This is a genomic window from Symploca atlantica LB2515 (assembly GCF_052546295.1).
The window spans coordinates 2,238,770-2,262,009 of the sequence record NZ_JBQWMT010000001.1; the positions used below are offsets into that span (position 1 = coordinate 2,238,770).

At 44.2% G+C, this 23,240-nt stretch carries 25 protein-coding genes and 3 tRNA genes; 17 read left to right on the forward strand and 11 right to left on the reverse strand.

Annotation, left to right across the window (positions count from 1 at the left end; all coding sequences use genetic code 11):
• Positions 1 to 26: 26 nt before the first annotated feature.
• From ACT7WV_RS09395 to ACT7WV_RS09435, 9 genes are all read left to right on the forward strand, one after another.
• Positions 27 to 98: transfer RNA gene (locus ACT7WV_RS09395), tRNA-Val, on the forward strand.
• Positions 99 to 175: 77 nt separating this feature from the next.
• Positions 176 to 529 (forward strand): 4a-hydroxytetrahydrobiopterin dehydratase, encoded by a 354-nt coding sequence (locus tag ACT7WV_RS09400; protein WP_445102655.1) that lies wholly within the window; start codon positions 176 to 178, stop codon positions 527 to 529.
• A gap of 162 nt (positions 530 to 691) precedes the next feature.
• A complete protein-coding gene (locus ACT7WV_RS09405) occupies positions 692 to 1,651 on the forward strand; it encodes a phosphoribulokinase (protein WP_445102656.1) in 960 nt (319 codons plus the stop codon).
• A 96-nt stretch (positions 1,652 to 1,747) separates the two neighbouring features.
• Positions 1,748 to 2,479, forward strand: a complete 732-nt coding sequence (gene radC / locus ACT7WV_RS09410) for a RadC family protein (protein WP_445102657.1) — start codon at positions 1,748 to 1,750, stop codon at positions 2,477 to 2,479.
• A gap of 517 nt (positions 2,480 to 2,996) precedes the next feature.
• Positions 2,997 to 3,359 (forward strand): hypothetical protein, encoded by a 363-nt coding sequence (locus ACT7WV_RS09415; protein WP_445102658.1) that lies wholly within the window; start codon positions 2,997 to 2,999, stop codon positions 3,357 to 3,359.
• Positions 3,360 to 3,473: 114 nt separating this feature from the next.
• A complete protein-coding gene (locus ACT7WV_RS09420; protein ID WP_445102659.1) occupies positions 3,474 to 3,929 on the forward strand; it encodes a hypothetical protein in 456 nt (151 codons plus the stop codon).
• A gap of 303 nt (positions 3,930 to 4,232) precedes the next feature.
• Positions 4,233 to 4,304, forward strand: a tRNA-Val gene (locus ACT7WV_RS09425).
• 137 nt (positions 4,305 to 4,441) lie between these two features.
• Positions 4,442 to 5,749 (forward strand): glutamate-5-semialdehyde dehydrogenase, encoded by a 1,308-nt coding sequence (locus tag ACT7WV_RS09430; protein WP_445102660.1) that lies wholly within the window; start codon positions 4,442 to 4,444, stop codon positions 5,747 to 5,749.
• Positions 5,750 to 6,069: 320 nt separating this feature from the next.
• On the forward strand, positions 6,070 to 6,291 hold the full coding sequence (locus ACT7WV_RS09435; RefSeq protein WP_445102661.1) for a ferredoxin-thioredoxin reductase variable chain: 222 nt from the start codon (positions 6,070 to 6,072) through the stop codon (positions 6,289 to 6,291).
• 11 nt (positions 6,292 to 6,302) lie between these two features.
• Here ACT7WV_RS09435 and ACT7WV_RS09440 read toward each other — a convergent pair whose 3' ends face one another.
• The 8 genes from ACT7WV_RS09440 to ACT7WV_RS09475 form a co-directional block, all read right to left on the reverse strand.
• The gene (locus ACT7WV_RS09440; protein ID WP_445102547.1) at positions 6,303 to 7,502 is read right to left on the reverse strand and encodes an RNA-guided endonuclease InsQ/TnpB family protein; all 1,200 of its coding nucleotides are present in this window, start codon (positions 7,500 to 7,502) and stop codon (positions 6,303 to 6,305) included.
• A gap of 204 nt (positions 7,503 to 7,706) precedes the next feature.
• Entirely contained in the window at positions 7,707 to 7,937 is a 231-nt protein-coding gene (locus ACT7WV_RS09445; protein WP_445102662.1) for a hypothetical protein, read from the reverse strand.
• Positions 7,938 to 7,986: 49 nt separating this feature from the next.
• Positions 7,987 to 8,778, reverse strand: a complete 792-nt coding sequence (locus ACT7WV_RS09450; RefSeq protein ID WP_445102663.1) for a YdcF family protein — start codon at positions 8,776 to 8,778, stop codon at positions 7,987 to 7,989.
• Positions 8,779 to 8,826: 48 nt separating this feature from the next.
• Entirely contained in the window at positions 8,827 to 9,162 is a 336-nt protein-coding gene (locus tag ACT7WV_RS09455; RefSeq protein WP_445102664.1) for a hypothetical protein, read from the reverse strand.
• A gap of 149 nt (positions 9,163 to 9,311) precedes the next feature.
• Positions 9,312 to 10,835: a bifunctional aminoglycoside phosphotransferase/ATP-binding protein gene (locus tag ACT7WV_RS09460; protein WP_463424239.1), complete on the reverse strand. Its 1,524-nt coding sequence runs from the start codon at positions 10,833 to 10,835 to the stop codon at positions 9,312 to 9,314.
• A 220-nt stretch (positions 10,836 to 11,055) separates the two neighbouring features.
• The gene (locus tag ACT7WV_RS09465) at positions 11,056 to 12,075 is read right to left on the reverse strand and encodes an adenosine kinase (protein WP_445102666.1); all 1,020 of its coding nucleotides are present in this window, start codon (positions 12,073 to 12,075) and stop codon (positions 11,056 to 11,058) included.
• A 343-nt stretch (positions 12,076 to 12,418) separates the two neighbouring features.
• Positions 12,419 to 13,045, reverse strand: coding sequence for a 50S ribosomal protein L25/general stress protein Ctc (locus tag ACT7WV_RS09470; RefSeq protein WP_445102667.1), 627 nt, complete (start codon positions 13,043 to 13,045; stop codon positions 12,419 to 12,421).
• 86 nt (positions 13,046 to 13,131) lie between these two features.
• Positions 13,132 to 14,472 (reverse strand): adenylosuccinate synthase, encoded by a 1,341-nt coding sequence (locus ACT7WV_RS09475; RefSeq protein ID WP_445102668.1) that lies wholly within the window; start codon positions 14,470 to 14,472, stop codon positions 13,132 to 13,134.
• A 136-nt stretch (positions 14,473 to 14,608) separates the two neighbouring features.
• Here ACT7WV_RS09475 and ACT7WV_RS09480 point away from each other — a divergent pair, with 136 nt between their 5' ends.
• The 4 genes from ACT7WV_RS09480 to ACT7WV_RS09495 all read left to right on the forward strand — a co-directional run bounded on the left by ACT7WV_RS09480 (position 14,609) and on the right by ACT7WV_RS09495 (position 18,023).
• The gene (locus tag ACT7WV_RS09480; protein ID WP_445102669.1) at positions 14,609 to 15,643 is read left to right on the forward strand and encodes an adenosine deaminase; all 1,035 of its coding nucleotides are present in this window, start codon (positions 14,609 to 14,611) and stop codon (positions 15,641 to 15,643) included.
• Between the two features lie 248 nt (positions 15,644 to 15,891).
• Positions 15,892 to 16,635, forward strand: a complete 744-nt coding sequence (locus ACT7WV_RS09485; RefSeq protein WP_445102670.1) for a DNA cytosine methyltransferase — start codon at positions 15,892 to 15,894, stop codon at positions 16,633 to 16,635.
• Positions 16,628 to 17,035: a DNA cytosine methyltransferase gene (locus ACT7WV_RS09490; protein ID WP_445102671.1), complete on the forward strand. Its 408-nt coding sequence runs from the start codon at positions 16,628 to 16,630 to the stop codon at positions 17,033 to 17,035. The genes ACT7WV_RS09485 and ACT7WV_RS09490 overlap by 8 nt, the downstream gene beginning before the upstream one ends.
• The gene (locus ACT7WV_RS09495) at positions 17,025 to 18,023 is read left to right on the forward strand and encodes an XcyI family restriction endonuclease (RefSeq protein WP_445102672.1); all 999 of its coding nucleotides are present in this window, start codon (positions 17,025 to 17,027) and stop codon (positions 18,021 to 18,023) included. Before ACT7WV_RS09490 ends, ACT7WV_RS09495 begins: the two co-directional genes overlap by 11 nt.
• A 168-nt stretch (positions 18,024 to 18,191) precedes the next feature.
• Here the strand turns inward: ACT7WV_RS09495 and ACT7WV_RS09500 are convergent.
• A tRNA-Val gene (locus ACT7WV_RS09500) sits at positions 18,192 to 18,265 on the reverse strand.
• A gap of 159 nt (positions 18,266 to 18,424) precedes the next feature.
• Between ACT7WV_RS09500 and ACT7WV_RS09505 the strand changes: the two genes are divergently transcribed.
• The 3 genes from ACT7WV_RS09505 (at position 18,425) to ACT7WV_RS09515 (ending at position 19,971) form a co-directional block, all read left to right on the forward strand.
• Positions 18,425 to 18,928 carry a DNA recombination-mediator protein A gene (locus tag ACT7WV_RS09505; RefSeq protein ID WP_445102673.1) on the forward strand — a complete coding sequence of 168 codons (504 nt, stop codon included), beginning with the start codon at positions 18,425 to 18,427 and terminating at the stop codon, positions 18,926 to 18,928.
• Between the two features lie 3 nt (positions 18,929 to 18,931).
• Positions 18,932 to 19,342, forward strand: a complete 411-nt coding sequence (locus ACT7WV_RS09510) for an MAPEG family protein (protein WP_445102674.1) — start codon at positions 18,932 to 18,934, stop codon at positions 19,340 to 19,342.
• 134 nt (positions 19,343 to 19,476) lie between these two features.
• Positions 19,477 to 19,971, forward strand: a complete 495-nt coding sequence (locus ACT7WV_RS09515) for a YajQ family cyclic di-GMP-binding protein (protein ID WP_445105612.1) — start codon at positions 19,477 to 19,479, stop codon at positions 19,969 to 19,971.
• Between the two features lie 160 nt (positions 19,972 to 20,131).
• Here the strand turns inward: ACT7WV_RS09515 and hemL are convergent, their stop codons facing one another.
• The gene (hemL, locus tag ACT7WV_RS09520; protein WP_463424161.1) at positions 20,132 to 21,433 is read right to left on the reverse strand and encodes a glutamate-1-semialdehyde 2,1-aminomutase; all 1,302 of its coding nucleotides are present in this window, start codon (positions 21,431 to 21,433) and stop codon (positions 20,132 to 20,134) included.
• A 256-nt stretch (positions 21,434 to 21,689) separates the two neighbouring features.
• Between hemL and hisIE the strand changes: the two genes are divergently transcribed.
• Positions 21,690 to 22,340 carry a bifunctional phosphoribosyl-AMP cyclohydrolase/phosphoribosyl-ATP diphosphatase HisIE gene (gene hisIE / locus ACT7WV_RS09525; protein ID WP_445102675.1) on the forward strand — a complete coding sequence of 217 codons (651 nt, stop codon included), beginning with the start codon at positions 21,690 to 21,692 and terminating at the stop codon, positions 22,338 to 22,340.
• A 99-nt stretch (positions 22,341 to 22,439) separates the two neighbouring features.
• Here the strand turns inward: hisIE and aqpZ are convergent, their stop codons facing one another.
• Complete coding sequence (aqpZ, locus tag ACT7WV_RS09530) at positions 22,440 to 23,165, reverse strand: aquaporin Z (protein ID WP_445102676.1); 726 nt, start codon at positions 23,163 to 23,165, stop codon at positions 22,440 to 22,442.
• Positions 23,166 to 23,240: the final 75 nt, after the last annotated feature.

Genomic DNA, 23,240 nt, shown 5'->3' on the forward strand with positions numbered 1-23,240 from the left:
TCGTGTTATCCTAAGTATCGTATACCGGGCGGTTAGCTCAGCGGTAGAGTTCCTGCCTTACAAGCAGGCTGCCACTGGTTCGAATCCAGTACCGCCCATCTTTTGATAGATGCTCATAATCACTGGGCCTCGTAAATTAGGCAGTGTGAACAGCCACAAATAGAAGGAGAGTTCTATGGCACAACTAACACAGCAAAAATGCGAGGCTTGCACCAAAGACTCGCAACCAGTTAGCCAGCAAGAAATTAGCGAACTCAAGCCTCAGATTCCTGACTGGAAAATGATTCAACCACAGGGAGAGTCTCGCTTAGAGCGTACCTTCCAATTTCCAGATTTCAAGAGTGCCCTAGAGTTTACCAACCACATGGGAGCAGCAGCAGAAGAAGCAGGGCACCACCCGGCTTTGCTTACTGAGTATGGCAAAGTGACAGTAACCTGGTGGACTCACGCTATTTCTGGACTGCATAAGAACGACTTTATTATGGCCGCCAAGACTGATGAAATTGCCAAAAAGTCTGCGGCAAAATAAGTAAGCGATCGCTAGATGGGGTTTAGTGATTTCTGACTTTGAGTCAGAAGATCATTTGCTAGTTAGAAGATTAGTGGGATTGATTCGCTTCCCCTTCCCTCCTAGAATTAAAGCTATTCGGGATATCATCTCTAGCAACCAGCCCCAGCTGCAAGAAAAACCATGACTAATCGCCCCATCATTCTTGGCATCGTCGGTGATAGCGCCGCAGGAAAAACCACCCTGACGCGGGGAATTGCTCAAGTACTAGGGGCAGAAGAGGTTACAGTAATCTGTACAGATGATTATCACCGCTACGACCGTAAGCAGCGATCTGAGATAGGGATTTCGGCATTACATCCCGACTGTAACTACCTAGATATTATTCAGCAGCACCTAAGCCTGCTACGCACCGGACAACCAATCCTCAAGCCGATTTATAACCACACCAGCGGCGAGTTTGACCCGCCAGAATACATTAAGCCAAAAAAGTTTGTCATTGTCGAGGGGCTGCTGGGCTATTCTACTCGCGGGACACGCGATTGCTACGATGTCAGAGTATATTTGGCCCCACCAGAAACTCTACGCTCTCAATGGAAAGTTAATCGCGATACTCGTAAGCGTGGTTATACCGAGGAACAGGTTCTCGAACAGCTAAGGAAGCGTGAATCTGATTCAGAGGCATTCATCCGTCCCCAACGCAAGTGGTCAGACATTGTTGTTAGTTTCTACCCACCCCAGGAGGGACATGATCAAAGTGACCTTATGCTTAACGTGCGCTTAGTACTCAGACCTAACATACCGCACCCAGACTTTACCAGAATTCTTGACCCGAATAAGTCTCACTTAAGTTCAGCAATTCGCTTAGAACTTGACCGGGATATGGGTAAACCGGTTGATGTTTTAGAAATTGATGGTCATGCTAATAGCGAACAGGTCAAAGAATTGGAACGGATCTTGTGTAATGATGTTCCTTACCTAGGTAAATTCTGTAGCCTTGAAGGTAATCAAGACATTGGAAAATTAGTAGGGACAACAGGAGAAACACTCCAAAGCTACCCTCTAGCCCTCACGCAGTTGCTGATTACTTATCACATGCTTAAAGCTGCCAATATTTATCAATTACCAGCCCTTAGTTCTTAAAATTGATTTGTTTGGCTCTGGATGTAGCTTAAGAGACGCAAAAAGGGATTACTAATAATAAGACCCTTGCGGTTGAGTCTTATAAAGTGTGCATCTATGACTTATAGCCTGAGAATTGCTGATATTCCCTCCAGCGAGCGTCCCCGTGAGCGACTACTCGCTGTAGGAGCCAAAAATCTAACAACAGCGGAATTAATCGCAATTTTGTTGGGCACAGGTCAAGGTAAAGGCAAGCTCTCAGCAGTAGGTTTAGGACAGTATATCTTACGGCAGTTAAGCCAAGACCAGCGTGACCCGATGGAGGTGTTAAGAGACATCAACCCTCAGGAGTTAATGGAGATTCATGGCATCGGGCCAGCCAAGGCAACAACGATTCTGGCGGCGGTTGAATTGGGAAAACGGGCGTTTCAGACTAGACCAACAGAACGCACGGTAATTGATAGTCCAGCAACAGCAGCCGCCGCCCTGAGTCACGATTTAATGTGGCAAACTCAGGAGAGATTTGCAGTACTGCTGCTTGATGTTAAGAATCGCTTGCTGGGCACTAAAGTAATTACCATTGGCACAGCGACTGAGACTTTAGCCAATCCCCGTGATATTTTCCGAGAAGTATTGCGCCAAGGGGCAACGCGGGTGATTATTGCTCACAATCATCCTACGGGAAGTGTGGAACCTAGTAGGGAAGACCTTAACTTGACTGAACAGTTATTGAAAGGAGCGCAAATACTTAATATTTCTCTTTTAGATCACCTCATTTTGGGCAATGGTAATCATCAGAGTCTGCATCAAACTACTACTTTATGGGATGAATATTCGCAAGATACTTAAGGTGGTTTAGCCGTTGTTTTTAACCCTATAGACAGAAGCCTTACAGATTTATTTGGGTATAACGACTGCATGCGATCGCGGTTAACTGTTCAACTTATTATTATCACCCATTCAAATGTTAAGTGGGTTTATAAAAGTACGAGATTACATGAAGAGATTGCGATCGCAGGCAATGCAAACTGGTTCAGAAATAATCACCAAAAACTTGCTCTAGATGGTGGATACAGTGCAGCTACGTATGAAGGTAATCAGGATATCTTAAGCTAGCTCAGGAAGAGGGATTGGTGAAAATTGATTGAAAGTTGATGTTCAGTTTCCCAATTTCCGGAGCGTCATGGTAAAGACGAGTATATTTTAGGGTTATCCGATAAGAGATAGCAGGCTATGAGCGAAGTTATGTTAACTTAGCACTAATTATTTATATTGTGGTTATTTTTCAACAAGAAAAGAAAAAATCTTAAAGAGATAGCGCACTAATACTTGTTGTTTACTCAAAAGATACAACGGATTTCGAGTAATGTTTGAATTTAAATTTTTCCCTTTTACTTCAAAAACAAAAAAAGATGAACCCAAACCACCTACACCACCACCAAAGAGAAGTATGGTGGAAAAGGCAATTAAGCGTCTCTATGAAGTACCAGGAATTACTAATATTTCTTTCGATTTGTATACTGATAAAGCTTCAGTTTACGTAAAGTTTAAGGATGGTAGTGGCAGCCTTCGGTTGTTCATAAATCAGTTAAAAATTCATCATGTTTATATATTTGATAGCAAAAATACATGCCATTTTGGTGGTTATGTTGGGTGGCTTAATTCCAAAGATTTAGAAGAGGCGATTCGCGAGATTAAGAAAGACTTTGACGAAGACTCAACCCAGTAAAATATTTGAGTTAGTTGGCAATCGCATCAGATTAGCTATCATCAGCCTTGTTATTGCCTTAACAGAGATTTCACTGTAGAGCCTGCTAGCCACTTCTTGGAGGGTTTTTGAAAGTTGATTGATAAGAAAATCGATGAAATTAATCGCTTTATTGATCCATCAAGCAGGCGATATGGTCGTCTTCTTAATTGGCAAAACCCGTTCGATCCTTTTTGGCACTATGGCATCGGTTTGTCAAACAGGCATATCTTTGATACAGGTCGTGGATTACGTTCTTTTGAAAGAGAAAATGCAAAGTTTGTTGTTGGCATTGACCATATTACTTTTGAGCCAAACCAAACTATTGAGCGGCTAAAATATGCACTCAGTGTTTTTTGTAGCTGGGAGTATACAATTCCGGGCTGGAATTGCGAACACCTTGCTCGATTAATTGCAACTGATGAACCAAGATGTTATCAGAGCCAACCTATCTGGTTCCTTTGCAATTTAACCCCATCTGGTGAACATAAAAATGCCCGCCAGGTGTTCCGAAACTACTTGGCTTCTGTTGCTCCCAGTCTTAACCGCTAAAGCTGGAACGTTCAAGCCTACCCCGATGCTTCAAGTAGCATTATCCGCTCTCTGTGATTTCAATGGCGACACAGCCTTTTCGCGTTCAAGTTTGACGCTTCTTGTTTGATACCACTGACACACTCAATTTTGAGTTTTTTGGGTATCACAGGGGGGCTTGAGCAACATCGACTGCAATGCCAAGGGTGGTTCCCATTTGCCCTTCAGCTATGCTCTACAAACGCTTGAGAAGAGGGCAAGGCTACGCAAACGCAAAGCGACCCCGTGCCAAAGCTGCTGCTGTGTGTTAAATTAAAAAGTCGCGGGCGATTAGCACAGTGGTAGCGCGCTTCCTTCACACGGAAGAGGTCACTGGTTCGAAACCAGTATCGCCCATTTCTAAATAAATTTAAGTCGTTTTGCTACTGCTACTACGAGGCAGAGGAAACGGAACCTCAAATTAGTCAGAATATCCAGACCAGCCGTTAGGATTTAAAGATAAATCAGCATTTTTCAGTATTAACTCCTTAATCATGACAGCCCCTCAAGTTGCCTCCCTACCTCTAAATGCGATCGCTCAAGCCACCCGTCAAGCGGCAAGGCAACTCGCAGTATTACCAACAGAGTTGAGAAACCAAGCTATTGAAGCCATTGCCCAAGCCTTAGAAACTGCGATGCCCGAAATCTTGGCAGCGAACGTAGCAGATTGCCAAGCGGCTGAGGCAGAGGGAATTGCCAAACCACTGTATAACCGCCTGAAGTTGGACGAAACCAAGTTATTGGCAGCAATTGAAGGTGTACGTGATGTTGGCAAACTTGTGGATCCGGTGGGCAAGGTGCAAATTCATCGGGAACTAGATGAGGGGTTAATCCTCAAGCGAGTTACTTGTCCAGTTGGTGTGTTAGGTATCATTTTTGAAGCCCGCCCCGATGCTTTGATTCAGATTACCTCCCTGGCAATTAAATCAGGCAATGGTGTCATCCTCAAAGGCGGTAAAGAAGCAATTCGTTCTTGCGAAATTCTGGTGAAAGTAATTCACCAAGCACTAAAAACAACAGCAATAGATCCAGCCGTTATCCAGTTGCTAACAACTAGAGAGGAAATACGGGAACTCTTGCGACTAGATAAATACCTCGATTTGATTATCCCTAGAGGTTCCAATTCTTTTGTTCAGTATATCCAGGAGAATACCCGAATCCCCGTACTTGGTCATGCTGATGGTATTTGTCATCTCTATGTTGACCAAGCGGCTGACTTAAACAAAGCAGTAAGCATTACGGTTGATGCGAAAACTCAATACCCAGCCGTCTGCAACGCCATTGAAACTCTCCTGGTTCACTCGGCAATTGCACCAACTTTCTTACCTATGGCAGCAGCGGCTCTTACTGAACGCCAGGTTAAATTATTAGGAGACGAGGCAACCTGCAAAATTTTGACTATCTCACCTGCTCAAGAGGCGGATTGGTCTACTGAATACAACGATTTAACTCTCTCGATTAAAGTGGTAGATTCCCTTACAGAGGCAGTTGAACACATCAACAACTACGGTTCTGGTCATACCGATGCCATTGTCACTGAAAACCAAATTGCTGCCGAGACTTTTCTTAATCAAGTCGATGCCGCCAACGTCTTCCACAATTGTTCTACTCGTTTTGCCGATGGCTTCCGCTACGGTTTTGGGGCAGAGGTAGGCATTAGTACCCACAAGTTGCCGCCTCGTGGTCCGGTGGGGTTAGAAGGATTAGTGACTTACAAGTATCAAGTTACTGGTAAGGGTCATATTGCGGCTACTTACGTTGGTCAAAAGGCTAAGGCTTTTACCCACAAGGATTTAGATTAATATCTCTGCCCTCAAGAGTTAGCTAGAAAATCTAGGCTCTAGAAAAAACTAATCTGGGGGACAACCATCGTGGTAAGATTGGATTCCAGAGCGACTTCCAGCTTTATTGATTGCTGCCGCTTCTGTTTAAGTAGATCTAGTCTTACTCAGCCCCATGCTAGAAGCCCTTGTTAGGAGTAATACTGTTCACTTCACAAAATCGCCTTAGATACCGAGGTAATCACCGAGTTAGGAAAGAGCGATGCTGTGCAAAAATAGTAAGGCTGCCAGGGCATGTTCCTGCTGAGTTTAGGCTGTCAAAGAGAACACGAGCTTCACCTATGAAAGTTGGCGATCGCGTCCGAGTTATGAAATCTGTCATTGTTTACCACCATCCTGCCCACAAAAACCAGCCCCTAGATATTCAGGGACGGGAGGGACAGGTGAGTTCAGTCATTGTGGAGTGGAAAGGCAGACCAGTCAGTGCCAATCTGCCAGTACAAGTCAAATTTGAAGACAAATTTATTGGGCACTTCCGTGAAGATGAATTAGAAGTCGTGTAAACTTCTCCGGTCTAAAGACACGGAGCTTTCAATAGCCCTGAAGAGTCCCAACTGAGTTCACAGCTAAGAATCTTCGAGCCTTCAGGCTGCGTTACGGACAGCCCCACGAGACGAATCATTTCAGAACCATTTACATCGGCATCTCCATGCCAGTTACAGCCCTTGTTGGTACACCCAAACCGCTTTCCAGACCTCAAGCCAATACGCAGGCATTGATGGCAGGTTTGGCTTGTGTATCGAGGAGAGACGGCGACTACTTCAACACCAGACTGAATACCCTTGTATTCAAGAAACTGTCGAAGTTGATAAAATGCCCACGAATTGGAGCGTCTACGCTCTGTTTTACTGCGAGGTTGCTGATTGCTTCTGTTTCGGATGCCAGTCAAATCCTCAATAGCAACAAGGCTACCAGACTTCAGGGCATCCCGAATGATTGCTCGACTAATTGTGTGGTTCAACCAAGTTTGATATCTCCTCTCACGTCCCGACAGCCGTTTCCAGATATTTCTAACTCGTCTTCGAGTCGTTCTTGTGCCTTTCGTTGGCGAAGCGTCTCGTTTACGAGAGACTTTTGCTTGGAGAGAAGCTCTGACATTAGAAAACTTATCTCTGGCTTTGGTTATTCCAGTTCCATCCCATTTGTCCCCATTGCTGGTTACAGCGACATCACGCCGCCCAAAGTCAACACCAATAACGTTTTGGGTTTTAACAGGATTGGGTGCATCATCCTTGATCTGAATGTGGATGTAGTATTTGCCGTCACGGTGTTTGCACAACTGGGCAGATGTTGGTGTTCTACCTTTGAGCTTTCCTCTCTGGTAGTTTCCGGCATCAATCCTGATGTGTTCCCGACCATTGAGGAGTGTCAAGCTAACCGCCCAATCTTTTTCCCTAAACGAGAAAATCCTAGCGTCATAATCAGCACTGGTAGGCTTAAATTCTTTAACAGGTCTACCTTTGAGCTTTGCTGTTTTTCGGTTAGCTCCAACTCTGGCACACACTCTGACGGCTTGATTGGCACTCAGTCCAAACTGCTCTCGCAGGGATTGATACACCAAGTTTTGGATAGTTGTCTTACTGGTTATCGATGTTTTAACGTTCTGATTTGCATAGTTGCAGCCCTCAGCAAAAGCTTTGAGCAGTTCTTCTATTTTGAGGACTTGCTCAGGACTTGGTTGAAGCTGGCAAACTATAGTCAGAAATTGTTTCAAATCAGTAAAACCTCACATGTGAGCAACACTTATATCACAGTGGAAACCATGGAAATACAAGCAGACTGTAGGCGGTTAAAACCGCTACCGACGCTCGAAGACTCGCTACCGCTTCGCTATCGCTTTCCTCTCAGCACTAAAGTGACTGAGCTTCCAGCTTCGGACGTATCCTCGTGAGATAGGCAAACTCGACCTAATTTTACTTTAGTGGGAACGGTTGCGACCACAGAACCAACCAAATAGGTTGAGGTCGTTTCGCATGCTGCGCAACTCTCGTTGGTGGCGTTCTGCGGTCACCCGATACCATTCACAATAGCTTTCGTGAGCCTTTCGGTATTGGGTTTCTTGGTAAAAATTTTGAGTTAACTGGTATGTAGCAAAAATCTCGGCTGCTGGCGGAGGAGTGGGGGCAATTTGTCGTAATTCTTCTCGCATGAAGACACTAAGAACTAATAGGATTGATAATCTCTAACTAACCTCTAGGTTACAACCACCCCCGGAGGCGATAGACAATACTACCGAGGTACTCCTTGAGGGCGCTAGTAGTTTTTTCTAAGCGGTCAGCATCTGGAAGGGCGCTGAGTAGAAAAGCTTGGCTACTACTGTCAACTTCTTCAATTTCTTGTTTAGTTACTAGGAAGTCAGTAGGCGCTGCTGTAGCTTCAATACCCTCATGCTGGAAAATTGCCAGTGATCTAGGCATATGCATTGCTGAGGTTACTAGCAGCACCTTACTGATACCTTGTTCTTCCAGAATTTTCTTCACATTGACAGCATTTTGGTGGGTATTGAGAGAAGTTGGATCTTGCAAAATAGCCGAGGCTGGTACACCTAGAGTTTTCAGAATCTGTGCCATATCCACGGATTCTGAAGGGCCCCCACCGCGCCAAGCAATGCGACCCCCCGAAGCCACTACTAAAGGAGCTTTGCCTTCACGGTAGAGTTGGGCACCATAGAAGATGCGATCGCCTTGTTCTTTCAAATCCACTGTTGGTCGTGGTGGAAAAGCTGGTCTTGTCGCACCTCCCAAAATAACGATTGCCTCTGCCTTAGGTAATTCTTTTGAGGGGATATTTTGCCACTCTAGAGATTTAACTATATTATTAGCAACCCAACTGTTACTTGCCAGTAACAGAATGATCAATGCCAAAGCTACTGGTACTGGCACCCACCGAGGGTTCCTCCAGGCAAGCACCAAAGCCACAAACAGCAGCATGCAAGCCAGCCCCAGAGGATAGAAGAAAATAGGCAACAGCTTGGAGAGGAATAAAAACATTATTCTAGAGTGTTGCAGCTTAAGAGAAAATGGCAAAGAGCAAATTGTTCAATAGCGAATCCTACGATTAAGCTCATCATATGTTGCCTTGAGTAAGCGCCTCTTATAACTGGCATCTCTTTTCTTTTTAGCAGAGCGCAACCCCTTCAATCTGATTGGGGCTTCCTCTGATTCTTCTTCCTCTTGTAACTCTGAAATTCGAGTCTGTTCATCTTTGCTGTTCCACCAGCCAACTATCCAGCCACCAGCTAACCCGCCAATAGCACCCAGTAAAATACTCAAAGGAACTGGATACCCCAAAAAGAAAAAACAGAATAGAAAAAATAGCCAAAGCGGCAGTGCGGTAGAAAATCCCTGGGAGAAACCATTCGTAGCATTTCGCATTAATAATTGCGCGTCGTCAATCCTTTCTCCTTCAGGCTGGAGAAAAAACGCGCCCTCCGTATAATTTTTACAAAGAAATGACCATCAACGACCATCGGCAAAATCTTGAGCTGTCTTTTATTATCACGACCAAGTTGATTTTCTAGTACTCATCTTGTTGCCATCAGGTGGTAAACCGATTCAATTACTGATTTTAGAGGAAACTTGGATGTATCCAAGGTGGTAACCAGTGGTTTTTCCGCTTCCGTGAACGGTTCAGAGGCTGCTTTTTGTTGCTCCAGCAAATCAGCCGTGGCATCGGAAACATCACCTGTGCGCGATAAAAGCCGATCACGTAATACCTCTTGCGGGGCAGTACAGCAGATAATTTGTACTGGCAAACTGTGATTATTTGCCTTTGCTATAGCTTCTCTTCTCAACGAGAGACGGTCATACTTAGCATCCAAAATTACCGGGAAGCCGAGGCTTGCCAGCTTGATTCCCAACTCAAGCAAGCGTTTGTAAGTATCTTGGCTCATTTTTGTTGTGTAAAGTTCATCTCCTCCTCGTTGTTCCAAAGAGATGCCAGCGAGGTGTTTACGAACCGCATCCGAGCGAAGGTGAATTGCTCCTAAGCGTCGGGCTAACTGCCGTGCCACCGTTGTTTTACCAGAACCCGACAAACCCGACATTAAAATCAGCTTGCCTTGTCGAAATTTTGTATACTCCCAAGCTAATCGGTAATATTTAGACGCCGTTGCTGCGGCTTCTTGCTTTGCCTGTTCCGGGACATCAGAATCATCCACTAAGAAAGAATTTACCTTTGCCCGTACGTAAGCTTGCCGACTGAGGTACAAAGGCAATACCTGTAAACCTTCCCAGTCACCAGTCTGCTCCACATAGGTATTCAAAAAGGCATTCCCTAACTCTTTAGCCTCCCTTGCCTCCAAATCCATCACCACAAAAGCAACATCGTACATTACATCGACAAAGCGGAAAGGTTGATTAAATTCAATGCGGTCAAATAGCTGCATTTTGTCATGCCATAAGCAAATATTTCCCAGGTGTAAATCTCCGTGACATTCCCGAATCCAGTTGTTTTGCAGACGTGTGGTTAACAATTCCTGGTGCTGAGCAAAAAAAGTATCGGTATACTGCTTGGTTTCCTGATACTGCTGTTGAGTTTGAGGTTCACCGATATACTTTTCCGTTTGCTGATAATTCTCCTCAATCGCCTCACGCACTTTAGCGGGTTCCCCAAAGCTACGGATATAATCATTCGTTGCTGCTTGGGTATGGAAGTGGGCAACAACTCGCGCCAATTCTTCCAGATGAGCTTCTGTAAGCTTCCCTTGCTCGAACATTTTGAGCAACAGCGCATCCTGGGGAAATTGACACATTTTCAGCGTATATTCCACAGGAGTTCCTTGATCACCCAGGAAAAACTTTTCGCCAGTCTTAGTGATTGGCAAAACCTCTAGGTAAATCTCAGGTGCGTTAGGTTGATTGATCCGCAATTCTTCTAAGCAAAAATGCTCTCGAAGTTCCAAGGTTGAGAAGTCCAGAAAGCCAAAGTTTACTGATTTCTTAACTTTGTAGACGTAATCACCTGTGAGAAAGACGTAGGAAATATGGGTTTGAATCAGCTTAATTGGTTCCTCGACAGGGTGAGGATAAAACCCTGGCTGCTTCATCTGCTCGATTAGGCAAGAAATATTGCTTTTTTGTTTCACTGCCGTTGCCCACAAATTAGCTTCTATCAACCCTTTTACCGCTAATAAGAGTTTTTTGAGCAATTTATCAAGCTGAGAGTGCTTTTTGAGGAAGATCAGGGATGATTCAGTATCACTGACTTATTAGGTCAACCTTAAAGAAAAGCACCCCGAAAAGTTGAACAAGAACTAGCGTCCTTCCCTAGCTACCAATAATGGCTTGAACTTGATCAGCCACAGATTTTTTTGCTAAACGAGCACCGTGAACTTGCACTACACAGGAAGCTAGGTAGTTGCCCCAACGAGCCGCTTGTAGAGTACTGAAGCCATTGGTGAGTCCAAAGAGTACTCCACCAGCAAAAGCATCTCCAGCACCGACAGTATCGATAGCTTTTACAGGAAATCCAGACACTTTGCTAACCTGTTGTTTTTCCACTACCAGACAACCGTTCGCGCCATCGGTAATAAAAGCGGTATCAACTAATTCACCCATTTTGCTAGCGCACTCTGTTAGGGATTCGAGTTCGCAGAAGCGGCGCACTTCATCAGCATTGCAGAAGAGTACATCGCAGTAATCAGAAACCAGCTTGTGGAAATCAGCAGAAAAACGATCTACTAAGAAAGAATCAGAAAAAGTAAAGGCTACTTTGACGCCGTGACGCTTAGACTGCTCCATGGTTTCGAGACTGGCTTTTTGAGGATGGGGTGCATCCCAGAGGTAACCTTCTATATAACTGTATTGGCAGCGGCTGAGTTGATCTACATCGATGTCAGTAGACGCTAGGGTCGTAGAAACTCCCAAATGGGTACACATGGTACGCTCAGCATCAGGAGTGGTCAGAACTAGACAAGTACCAGTCGGTCCGCTGGATGTCAGAGTGGGATGTACATCAAATTGGATTCCAGCTTCAATCAGATCCTGACGGTAGAATTCACCATTAGTGTCTTTGGAGACTTTACCTGAATAGAAGCCACTACCACCACTTTGAGCTAAGGCAATCATCGTGTTGGCTGCGCAGCCTCCAGAACTCAATTCTAGGGAATGGTGTTCCAAGTCGTGGAGAAGTTTACCCTGCTTTTCGGTATCCATGAGGGTCATAGAACCTGGTGTTAGGTGATGTTCCCGAACAAAATCATCTTCCACTAACGCCAGAATATCCACCATGGCATTGCCGACGCCGAATACATCAGCTGACTTTGGCTGTTTATTGTTTTCTGTCATAAGACTTTTTTTCAGGCAAATCTTGCAATCACAAGTTTAGCCGATTGACCCTCTTCTGGCTTAAAGCACAGGGGGTTCTAAAAGGATGTTACGAACCGGACTAAAGTCACGCTTCTCCAGATTTGTCTTTAATTTATCAAATATGCGATCGCCTACCAGTTCAACTTTGTTTTAGTGACATCCTCCTACAGCAAATCAAAAATTATGGTGTAAGCTGCTTCCAAGAAGTGCTAGGCACCGCTGCGCCAACAGGATTTAGATTTTCTGGTACTCCGTTACTAAGATAAAAAATAACACCAGGGAGGAAATTTCTCCCTGGTGCCAATAAGTAACTCAACCAACCTTAGTCTTTTTCTTCGGTTGGCTCTGCTGACATTGCTGACTCTTGTTGTTCCGTTGGCTCTGCCGCGATTACAGGAGGAGCAGCTAAACTGATCACCGTTCTTTCCAGATCGTCCATAACAGTGAGGTTTTCTGGCACAACGAGCTCATGAAGGTGCAAGCTCGATCCGAGTTCCATATTAGAGATATCAATCTCAATCGACTCTGGGATATTATCAGGAGCGCACTGCACCTGAACTTCTGTCATCACCTGTTCTAAAACACCACCTTCTTTGACTCCCACTGCTTCTCCAACTAAATGCAGTGGTACAACTACTTGGAGGCTATCCTGACTAGCCAGAGAGAAGAAACTCAGGTGATATAGTTGCTTTCCTTTCCAAGGATGAGCCTGCACTTCTCGCAGGATCGCTTTTCCGCTCCAGGGAAGATCAGGAATACTTACCTGAATCGGTGTAAGATTCACATCAACTTGTTTGAGTAAAGTTTCTGCTGTTTTGGCGTTTACGGTCAGTGACACTGATTCTGTGCCTTGGTGACCGTAGAGAACAGCAGGAATTTTACCAGACCGGCGTAAGGCTTTTGGCTTAGAGCCTTCCGGTCGCTTTTGACATTCAACAGTAACTTCCATTTCAGTTGCTTTTCAGGGTTTGTAATTAAGGCTAGCGTGAGGGTTGGTTATTGGTTGTTAGAATTACTGCCAACAAACAACCAAAGTTAAACTTCCGAGGTTACTGGCGCACCGTTAGCGTCTAGCAGCGCTCGTTTAGGACCATGGATAGGATCTTCAATGATGATTGTTTGATCGCGGCTAGCTCCTAGGGAGACAAGGGCAATCGGGACGGCCATCAACTCTGCTAGGAACTTGAGATAATCTAGTGCCTGTTTGGGCAAATCCTCTAAAGAACGGCACTCAGCAGTAGATTTTTGCCAACCGGGTAAGGTTTTGTAAATCGGTCGGCATTGGGCAAATCGGTGAGCGCTGCTAGGAAAGTGATTACAGCCTTGACCATCGATTTCGTAAGCAACACACACGTTGATTTCTTCAATAGTATCGAGGACATCAAGTTTGGTAATTGCTAGACAGTCAATGCCGTTGATCCGGACAGCATAACGACCGATTACAGCATCAAACCAACCGCAACGACGGCGACGGCCAGTGGTTGTTCCGAATTCTGCGCCGCGTTCACAGAGTAACTCTCCTAGTTTGCCGTCGAGTTCTGTCGGGAAGGGTCCTTCTCCTACACGGGTTGTGTAGGCTTTCGCCACACCAATCACGCGATCAATCATGGTCGGTCCGACACCCGCCCCTACACAAGCTCCACCAGCGACGGGATTGGAAGAAGTTACGTAGGGGTAAGTACCGTGGTCTAAATCGAGAAGCGTCCCCTGGGCACCCTCAAACAAAATGTTACGTTTTTGTTCGATGGCTTGGTAAATCTTTAGAGAGCTATCAACTACATGGGGACGCAAGCGCTCGGCATAGCACTGGTACTGTTCAATCACAGTTGCCGGATCTAAAGGCGGTAGCTCGTAAAGCCTTTCTAGAATGACATTCTTCTGGATAATTGTCCAGTTGAGCTTTTCTTGGAGTACCTCTGAATCCATGAGATCCAAAACTCGAATGCCAGCACGTTCTGATTTATCAGCATAGGTCGGTCCAATACCACGACCAGTAGTGCCAATTTTCTTGCTTCCCCGTCGCTCTTCCGATGCCTGGTCAATTAACCTGTGGTAAGGCATCGTGACGTGGGCTGTTTCTGAAATCAGCAGATTTTTGGTGGAAATGCCTAGGGATTCAATGGTGTCTAGTTCTTCAATCAAGACTGCGGGGTCGATGACTGTGCCAGAGCCAATAATGCATTCAGTATCAGGATATAAAATCCCGGAGGGAATCAAGTGAAGTTTGAAGGTTTGACCTTGGACAACAACTGTATGCCCAGCATTGACCCCCCCCTGGTAACGGACGACAACATCAGCCGACCGACTTAGTAAGTCGGTGACTTTTCCTTTTCCTTCATCGCCCCACTGCGCACCGATTACAACAACGTTAGCCAAGGGTTTATTAAAAGCGTTAAAGTTTACACAAACTACAATTATCGGCAGGGGTCGTGACTGCTGTCAACTTAGCCTTTCACAAAGACCTATTTTAGGGACAATTAGAGAAAGTTTCCGTCCTAAGCGGGGAGGTTTTATGACTTTATATGCGGAGTTGCATCGCCATCTAGGTGGATCGGTTGTTCCTCGTGTTCTTTGGCGGTACTTTCAACGCCATCATGGTGAGTTGAGGCAAAAATTTCCTGAGTATCCAGATTTTGAGGAATTTTACACAAGGGAGCGTAATACTCTCGATGAATATCTAGAATTGCATACTTTGGTAGAAAGCGTGCAAAAAGCAGATACTTTGCCGTATTTCATCTATCGGTTGATTCGCGGGGCTTACATTTTTGAGAATTTGGCTTATTTAGAGCTGCGCTACACTCCTTATCTGCGTACACCGGAAGAGTTAAGTCAATCAGAACGGATTGACCAAATGGCTCAGATTGTAGAGATTGTTGGTAAAGCCAGTCGTGTGAGCGAATATCAGATTCTGACTAGCCAAATCCTGTGTATGCACTCGCGGCTACCTTATGAGGTAAATAAAGCAATTGTTGACCTCGCGGCTCAAGCAAAGAATTATGTGTGCGCTGTAGATTTGGCGGGGGGAGATTCTCAGGTAGCCGAGCGTTTGGATGAATTTGTCGGGTTATATAAGTATGCGCGATCGCTGGGTTTAAAAACTACGGGTCACTTGTATGAAACCAAAAATGGCTGTTACCCAGAATTGTTGCCTTATTTAATGCGGATTGGTCACGGAATTCAAATTCCTTTGCTCTACCCGGAGTTATTAAAGGAGGTAGCAGAGCGTCAGCAATGTCTGGAAGTCTGTCCTACTACTTACCTGAAGACTGGCACGTTGGATGATTTACATCAACTAAAGGTGGTGTTTGACCGCTGTTTTGAGGCGGGTGTAGATATTGCTATCTGTACAGATAATGCTGGTTTGCACAATGTTCGTTTGCCGTTTGAGTACGAAAATTTACTTACTCAAGATGTGATTGATTTTCGGCAACTGCAAGCTTGTCAGGATGCGGCGTTCCGCCATGCTTTTGCTTGGCCTTATGATCAACGTCCAGAATCTTTGCTGACGGAATTGTTACAACCGGAAGTTTTAGCTGTGAGTAGTTAAGTCGATTTTTGGGGAGTAGGGAAATAGGTCACTGAGTTTTTCTAAAACTCTTACCCTATTTTCTTCTCTTTTGCTCGCTTGGACAAGCTTGACTGAGGGCTTTTCAAAGGGAGCGATCGGTTTTTATCACTAACGCCACTTCCCACATCAAGAGTCTGATGGCTTTCAATGTTATATTCAGTTACTTTTGAGTATGTTGTTGGTAAACTGAAGCGCTGTATCAAGTTGAGGATTTTAGTTAAGCACAGATGAGTAAACCTCTCCCAAAAGTTATTAGTCTATTTTCTGGGGCTGGTGGTCTAGATATTGGCTTTAAAAAAGCAGGATTTGATATAAGTGTGTGTGTTGAAAGTGATCCCGCTTGTTGCGATACACTATCAACTAATATGAAAGACACCCCGATAATTTGTAAAGATATTAGACAGGTAACAAGTGAGGAAATCTTAGAAGCCGCTGGGCTAAAACCTTTGGCTGCTGCATTGGTAATTGGTGGGCCACCCTGTCAACCTTTCAGTTTGGCCGGGAATAGGAAAGGTATACATGATGCTAGAGGTACTCTCTTTTACGAATTTGTTCGGGTTGTACGCGAAGCTTTACCAATAGCATTTGTAATGGAGAATGTACCTGGATTATTGAATTGGAATGAGGGTAAAGCTGTTAGCATTATTCTTGAAGAATTTCGTAGAGAGATAGAATACTCCGGTGCTAAATATCAATATAGAGTTGAGAAGCCACAAAAACTCAATGCTGTGGATTTTGGTGTTCCTCAATTTCGTGAGAGGGTATTTTTTGTAGGTAACAGAATAAATAAAAACTTTGAGTTTCCACAAGCTACTCATTATGCTCTAGAAAAATACCCTTTATTAAAGCCAAATTATAAAACTGTCGATGATGCTTTAGCAAATTTGCCCATAGCAGATGAGCCATCAGAAACCGCTAAAAGAGTAGCGAAAACAATTAAGGCAAGAAACCAGGCATTGGGATATGACTAACTTAAAAAACCACGTAACTACAGCGCATTCACCCTCGACGATTGAGAAGATAAAGGAAGTTCCCGTTGGAGGAAAACTTAGTAATTCAAAAAAAACTTTTGGCTCTACATATCGGCGTTTAGCTCCCAACAAGCCATCTCCAACAGTAACCAGAAGCGGTTACAGAGATTTTATACATCCTTACCTCGATAGAATGTTGACAGTGAGGGAATTAGCAAGACTGCAAACATTTCCAGACGATTGGGAGTTTAAGGGAGTTAGATTAGATTCGTATAGCTCTAAGAGAAAAACCACGATGACCCAGTTTGGACAAGTCGGTAATGCTGTTCCTCCACTTCTTAGCAAAGTCCTAGCTGAAGAAATCAAGCGACAAATTTTAGAAAAGAATAGTGACACCTAACGAAAAAAAGGCACTTAAAGCTCACTACACTCTTCGCTCTAGTACTTTTTTTAGAAAACTTAATGAGTTATCTTTTTTTGAATTTGGTAAGAGGATTAAAGCTTTAGCAGAATTAGATGAAGCTTTTAGTTGGGACAATAGAAGTGAATGGGGTATTGCAGAATGTGCTTGGGACATAATTCGTGAATCGGAGATTTCTCCCTTATTTCTATTTTTGCACCCAAGAATTCTTCAAGAACAACCAGCTCTTCTTGCTTATTATCGCTCGGTAGCTCTTTTATCGCAAAAAGGTTTGAAACAAATTCTCTCGATTGCCGTTGAAGGAATTGAGCAATCTGCCAAAGTACCCTCAAGAGAAAAAGTTCAAAAAATATGCTTGTTAATCAATGAATTTATGAGTATTCTCATTGAAAGTGTTGACGGAATTAGCTTAGAGCAAATATCAGGGATGATGTTTGCTAGTGCTGGTACTCAAATTCAAGGTTCTTGGAATAATGCTATAGGATTAGAGGGAGAGTTATTGGTCAGAAAGTTAATAATCAGAGAATTTCTTAATAAAAATATTATTAAAGGATACACTCTAAACAATGGTGAAACTTTTCCAGAACTCGAAAAACCTTTAGAGTCAGCCATAAATATAAAAGTTATATTATTAACGACTCAAGGTTCTATTGTTTTTGGCAGTGAGCCAGATATTTCAATTTATGACAAAAATGGTGTTGTAAGGGGAGATATTGAAATTAAGGCAGGTATTGATCCAGGTGGTGCGCTTGAAAGATTGGGAGCAGCTATGAAATCTTTTGAGAAAACTAGGCTTAATAATCCTCTATGTGAATGTTTGTATTTATGTAGTTGTGTAACAGAAGAAGTCGCTAAACGTGTTGCTGAATCCAGAAATTTCGGAACCATGTACACCCTGAACGAAATTATTTACGAATCCAACAAAAAAGATGAGTTTCTTAACAGAATACTATCTCTGGCTTCTTGAGACTTGACTGAGCTTAAACCTAACTATGTTGACAACTATCAGGCTTAAGCACCCCATTACCTCAGTCAAGTTACGATAGACATCTCTATAAAAGCAAAAGTACCTTCCTAAGTAGTTTCTAATCCTGATCGCATCACAATGAGTTGTGTAAGACCACGAGATACACAATGGACACAACTGGACTCGAACCAGTGACCCCTACGATGTCAACGTAGTGCTCTAACCAACTGAGCTATGCGTCCGCACGGCTTATAATCATAACACAGATAAAAGGAAAACAGTAAATTTTAAAGTCTGACTCAATTTATTGGGCAGATTGGGAACCAAAACTGCTCTTATCCAGTCCCAACCACCGCTGCTTCTGCTAAAATAGCTGGGTTGTTCAGCCTAAACCAGCGTCATTGACTCAATCAGTAGACCTCTCGGGTGTAGATACCTTAGCGCAAGAACTCGCGACAATTCAGCAAACCGGTGCTAAGCGGATTGCTATTCTGGGGTCGCGCCATGTCCCCATTACCCATCAAAATCTGATCGAGATGATGAGCTACGCCCTGGTTCTTGGCGGCAATCGTCTCATGACCTCTGGTGCTACTGGCACTAACTCAGCAGCCATTCGAGGGGCGATGCGTGCCGACGCTAGCCTGCTGACTGTGATTTTGCCTCAAAGCCTAGAGCGCCAGCCGCGTGAGTCCCGTAAGCAGCTGGAAAAGGTCATGCATTTGGTGGAAAATCCAGATAACGATCATCTGTCCCTGGCGGAAGCTAGTGCTTTATGTAACACCGAAATTGTTTCCCGGTGTCAGCAGCTCATTTGCTTCGCCTTCCACGACAGCCGAACCCTGCTAAAAACCTGTGAAGAGGCGGAAGATCAGCGCAAGCTCGTTACTCTGTTCTACTTTGATTAACTGATGAATCTACAAGATTCGGCGATTTTACTTTTCTGTATTGCAGCAGCAGCAGCCCTAATCTATCTACCTTTTTTGGTGGTAGGATATGCTCGTCTTAGCGTGGGATATGACATCAGCGCACCTCGCGCCATGTTTGATAAACTGCCTCCTTATGCACAGCGAGCCACTTGGGCTCACCAGAATTCCTTTGAAACATTTATCATCTTTGCTGTAGCGGCGCTGATGGCTTATGTAACTAAGCAAAACTCTGCTGTAGCAGGAGGAGCTGCGATCGCTTTTGTAGTTACCCGCCTGCTATATTCAGGATTTTATATTTTCGATGTACCCCTGGCGAGATCGCTAATGTTTGCCATTGGCTCTCTTTGCAGCGCTACCCTTTTCGTCCTGAGTATTCTGAGTGTGAATAGCTAACTACAATGACATACTTCTTAGTATCTGCTGTAAGGTTTTTTAGTTGTTAGTATACGTGAATGGTAGAGGAGCTTGATAGCCTCGCCTCTTTAGAGCGGGGAGTGTCAAAACTCGGCAGTTCAACATCTCTTTCTATGGCCTCCAATTATTCATTTGATATTGTCAGCGACTTTGACCGGCAAGAGTTGGTTAACGCTGTAGACCAATCTGTTCGTGAAATTAACACCCGTTACGATCTTAAAGACACCAAGACAACTTTAGAGCTTGGTGAGGAAGAAATTACGGTGAATACCGATAGCGAATTTACCCTAGACGCTGTTCATACTATCCTCCGCACCAAGGCAGCTAAGCGTGAGCTTTCGCAAAAAATCTTTGAATATGGCAAGGTAGAATCAGCTAGTGGCAATCGCGTCCGTCAAGAAATTAAGCTCAAAAAAGGCATTAGCCAAGATATTGGCAAAAAGATCACCAAGCTGATTCGAGACGAGTTTAGCAAAAAAGCACAAGGCTCAATTCAAGGAGATACAGTAAGGATTTCTAGTAAATCTAAAGATGATTTGCAAGAAGTTATCCACAGACTTAAACAGGAAGATTTACCTGTGGCTCTGCAATTTACTAATTATCGGTAAAGCGAAACTCCCGCTTTAATTTTTGCAGAAAGATCAAGATTTTTATAACTAGCTTAAAGAGGCAAGGTAATCATCGCCTTGCCTCTTTAGCATTTACCCCATCAAGCTTTGGAGTTTCTTTTGACCCTTAACAAGGTACTTGCTCAAAATATTCCCTAAATCAGAGACTAGACATTACTTCCTTTGCTGCTGCTAAAGTTTTCTCAATATCCTCATCCGTGTGAGCCAGGGAGGTAAAACCAGCCTCAAACTGTGATGGGGCTAAATAAACGCCATGTTCCAACATGCCGCGATGGAAACGGCTGAATTTGGCTAAGTCTGACTTTTTCGCATCATCATAGTTGTGAACAGGCCCGGCGGTGAAGAACATGCCGAACATGGCGCTGATGTAGCCACCGCAAGCTTCGTGACCGTTTTCTTTGGCAATTTGCAGCAAACCTGCTGATAACTTTTTCGTAATACTATCTAACTGCTCGTAGGTTCCTGGTCTTTTGAGCAATTCCAGCGTTTTAATTCCTGCTGTCATTGCCAGAGGATTACCAGAGAGGGTTCCGGCTTGGTACATGGGTCCCGCTGGTGCCACCATCGACATGATATCCTGGCGTCCGCCGTAAGCCCCTACAGGCAAACCGCCGCCAATTACCTTACCCAGCGTCGTCAGATCAGGTGTGACTCCAAATTTTGCCTGAGCACCGCCATAGGCAATGCGGAAGCCAGTCATCACTTCATCAAACACCAGGAGAGCTCCATGTTCCTGAGTCAGTTCCCGCAAGCCTTCTAGGAAACCGTTAGCAGGGGTAACAAAGCCAGAATTCCCGACAACTGGCTCTAAAATCACGCCAGCAATTTGTTCAGGATTAGCTGCAAATAGAGCTTTGACAGCTTCTAGGTCATTGTAAGGAGCAGTCAAAGTATTGACTGTAGCCGACTGGGGAACGCCAGGAGAGTCGGGTAAACCCAGGGTAGCAACCCCAGAACCTGCTTGCACCAGCAGCATATCCGCGTGACCATGGTAGCAGCCGGCAAATTTGATAATTTTATCGCGACCTGTGAAGGCACGCATGAGGCGTATGATTGCCATGCAGGCTTCGGTTCCAGAATTGACAAACCGCACCATTTCAATGCTGGGAACGGCATCAATGACCATCTGGGCCAGAACATTTTCCAGCGCTGAGGGAGCACCAAAGCTGGTGCCTTTTTCCAGAGCATCATGCAGTGCTCCAATTACCTCCGGATGAGCATGTCCACAAATGGCTGGGCCCCAGGTGCCTACGTAGTCGATGTATTGGTTACCATCGACATCCCAAATATAGGCACCCTTAACTCGATCAAAAACAATGGGTTGTCCCCCCACTGATTTAAAGGCCCTTACTGGTGAATTAACGCCACCTGGCATCAGCTTCTGGGCTGCATTAAAAACTTCTTCTGATTTGGTGGTTGTAAAAGAAGTGGTGATAACCAAAACTTCCTCCTCAGTTGGATGTGATTGTTTTACCTCTGTCCCAGGATTAAGGTTAAACGTGAATTAAGACTTAGGATCGTTTATTATGCCATTTGTCAAAAACAGTAATATTCCTGTACAGAAAGAATCCAGATTTGTCAGCCTAGATCCACAGGTATAGTAATGCTAATTTGCGCTATTTAGTCAGTTGGTCAATCAAAAATGATATCTTAAACGGGTCAGTTATTGCCCAGTGCCTACTGGAGTTTCTCAAGGTATGTCCGCCTCTGAACCTACTGCTATCAGCCAAGCCATACCCATTGACAAAATTCGCTACAACGAGCAAGGACTAGTGCCTGCGATTGTACAAGACTATCTAGATGGCACTGTTTTGATGATGGCTTGGATGAATCGGGAGTCTTTGCACAAAACCATGGAAACTGGGGAAACTTGGTTTTGGAGTCGCTCTCGTGGCGAATTATGGCATAAGGGAGCTACTTCTGGTCATTTGCAGAAAGTGCGATCGCTTCGTTATGACTGTGATAGTGATGCTTTATTGGTCAGTGTTGAACAAATCGGTGATATTGCCTGCCACACAGGCGAACGCAGTTGTTTTCATCAGATAGAGGATAAAAAGGCCGCACCCCCAGCCGATACCTTGTCTCAGGTTTTTGAGGTAATTTGCGATCGCCGAGATCATCCTGTTGAGGATTCCTATACTTGTAAGTTATTCAAAGGTGGGGATAATCAGATTCTCAAAAAAATTGGTGAAGAGTCAGTAGAAGTGGTAATGGCTTGTAAAGATGATGATCCAGAAGCGATCGCTTCTGAAGCAGCCGACTTGCTATATCACACTCTTGTTGCTTTAGCTCACCATCAGGTTGACGTGCGAGATGTTTATCGCAAATTACAAGAAAGAAGGCGATAACTCCGAGATGATTTCGCCTTTCTTGCTTTGATGAATGAAAATTTTTACCTATTCTTTACTGTCGGGTAACTTCAAAAGAAACAGGACAAAACTAACGAGTTAAACTTGAGTTTTCAGCTCAGGTTTAATATCTGACTTAAGTTCCGGTTTGAGTAATTGGTAAGCGTATACAGCTAGAATCCCACCCAGAAAAGGAGCGATAAGAAACAACCATAGTTGCTGTAATGCCCAGCCGCCTTGAAAAATAGCTACACCAATACTTCTTGCTGGGTTTACTGAAGTATTAGTTACAGGAATACCAACCAGGTGAATTAACACCAGCGAAAGACCAATAGAAATGCCTGCAAAACCAGGTGGGAATTTAGGGTGTGTAGTTCCCATAATTGTGAATAACAAGAAGAAAGTTAAAACAATTTCGGCAATTGCACAGGCAACCAAATTGTAACTACCAGGAGAATGTGATCCGTAACCATTAGTAGCAAATCCTGCACTTATATCAAAACCCGGTGTTCCTGATGCTATTAAATACAAGATGCCGCCGCCGATAATTCCCCCAACAATCTGAGCGATTATGTAGTACGGTAGCAAACTCTTATCCAGTTTTTTGGCAAATACCAAACCAACCGTTACGGCAGGATTAATATGGCATCCAGAGACTCCTCCAATGGCATAAACCATGATTAACAAGGATAAGCCAAACGCAAAGGAGACTCCTAGATAGCCAATCTTTTCTCCTGCTAAAACCGCACTGCCACACCCACCGAAAACCAGCACAAAGGTGCCGATCATCTCGGCGACGAAAATCCTTCCTTTTTTGCTAATCATGGCAATAGTATTTTAGAATTTGGTCAGAGATTACCACTTAAGCTTGAAAATGTAAATATAGCGCAACTTATAACT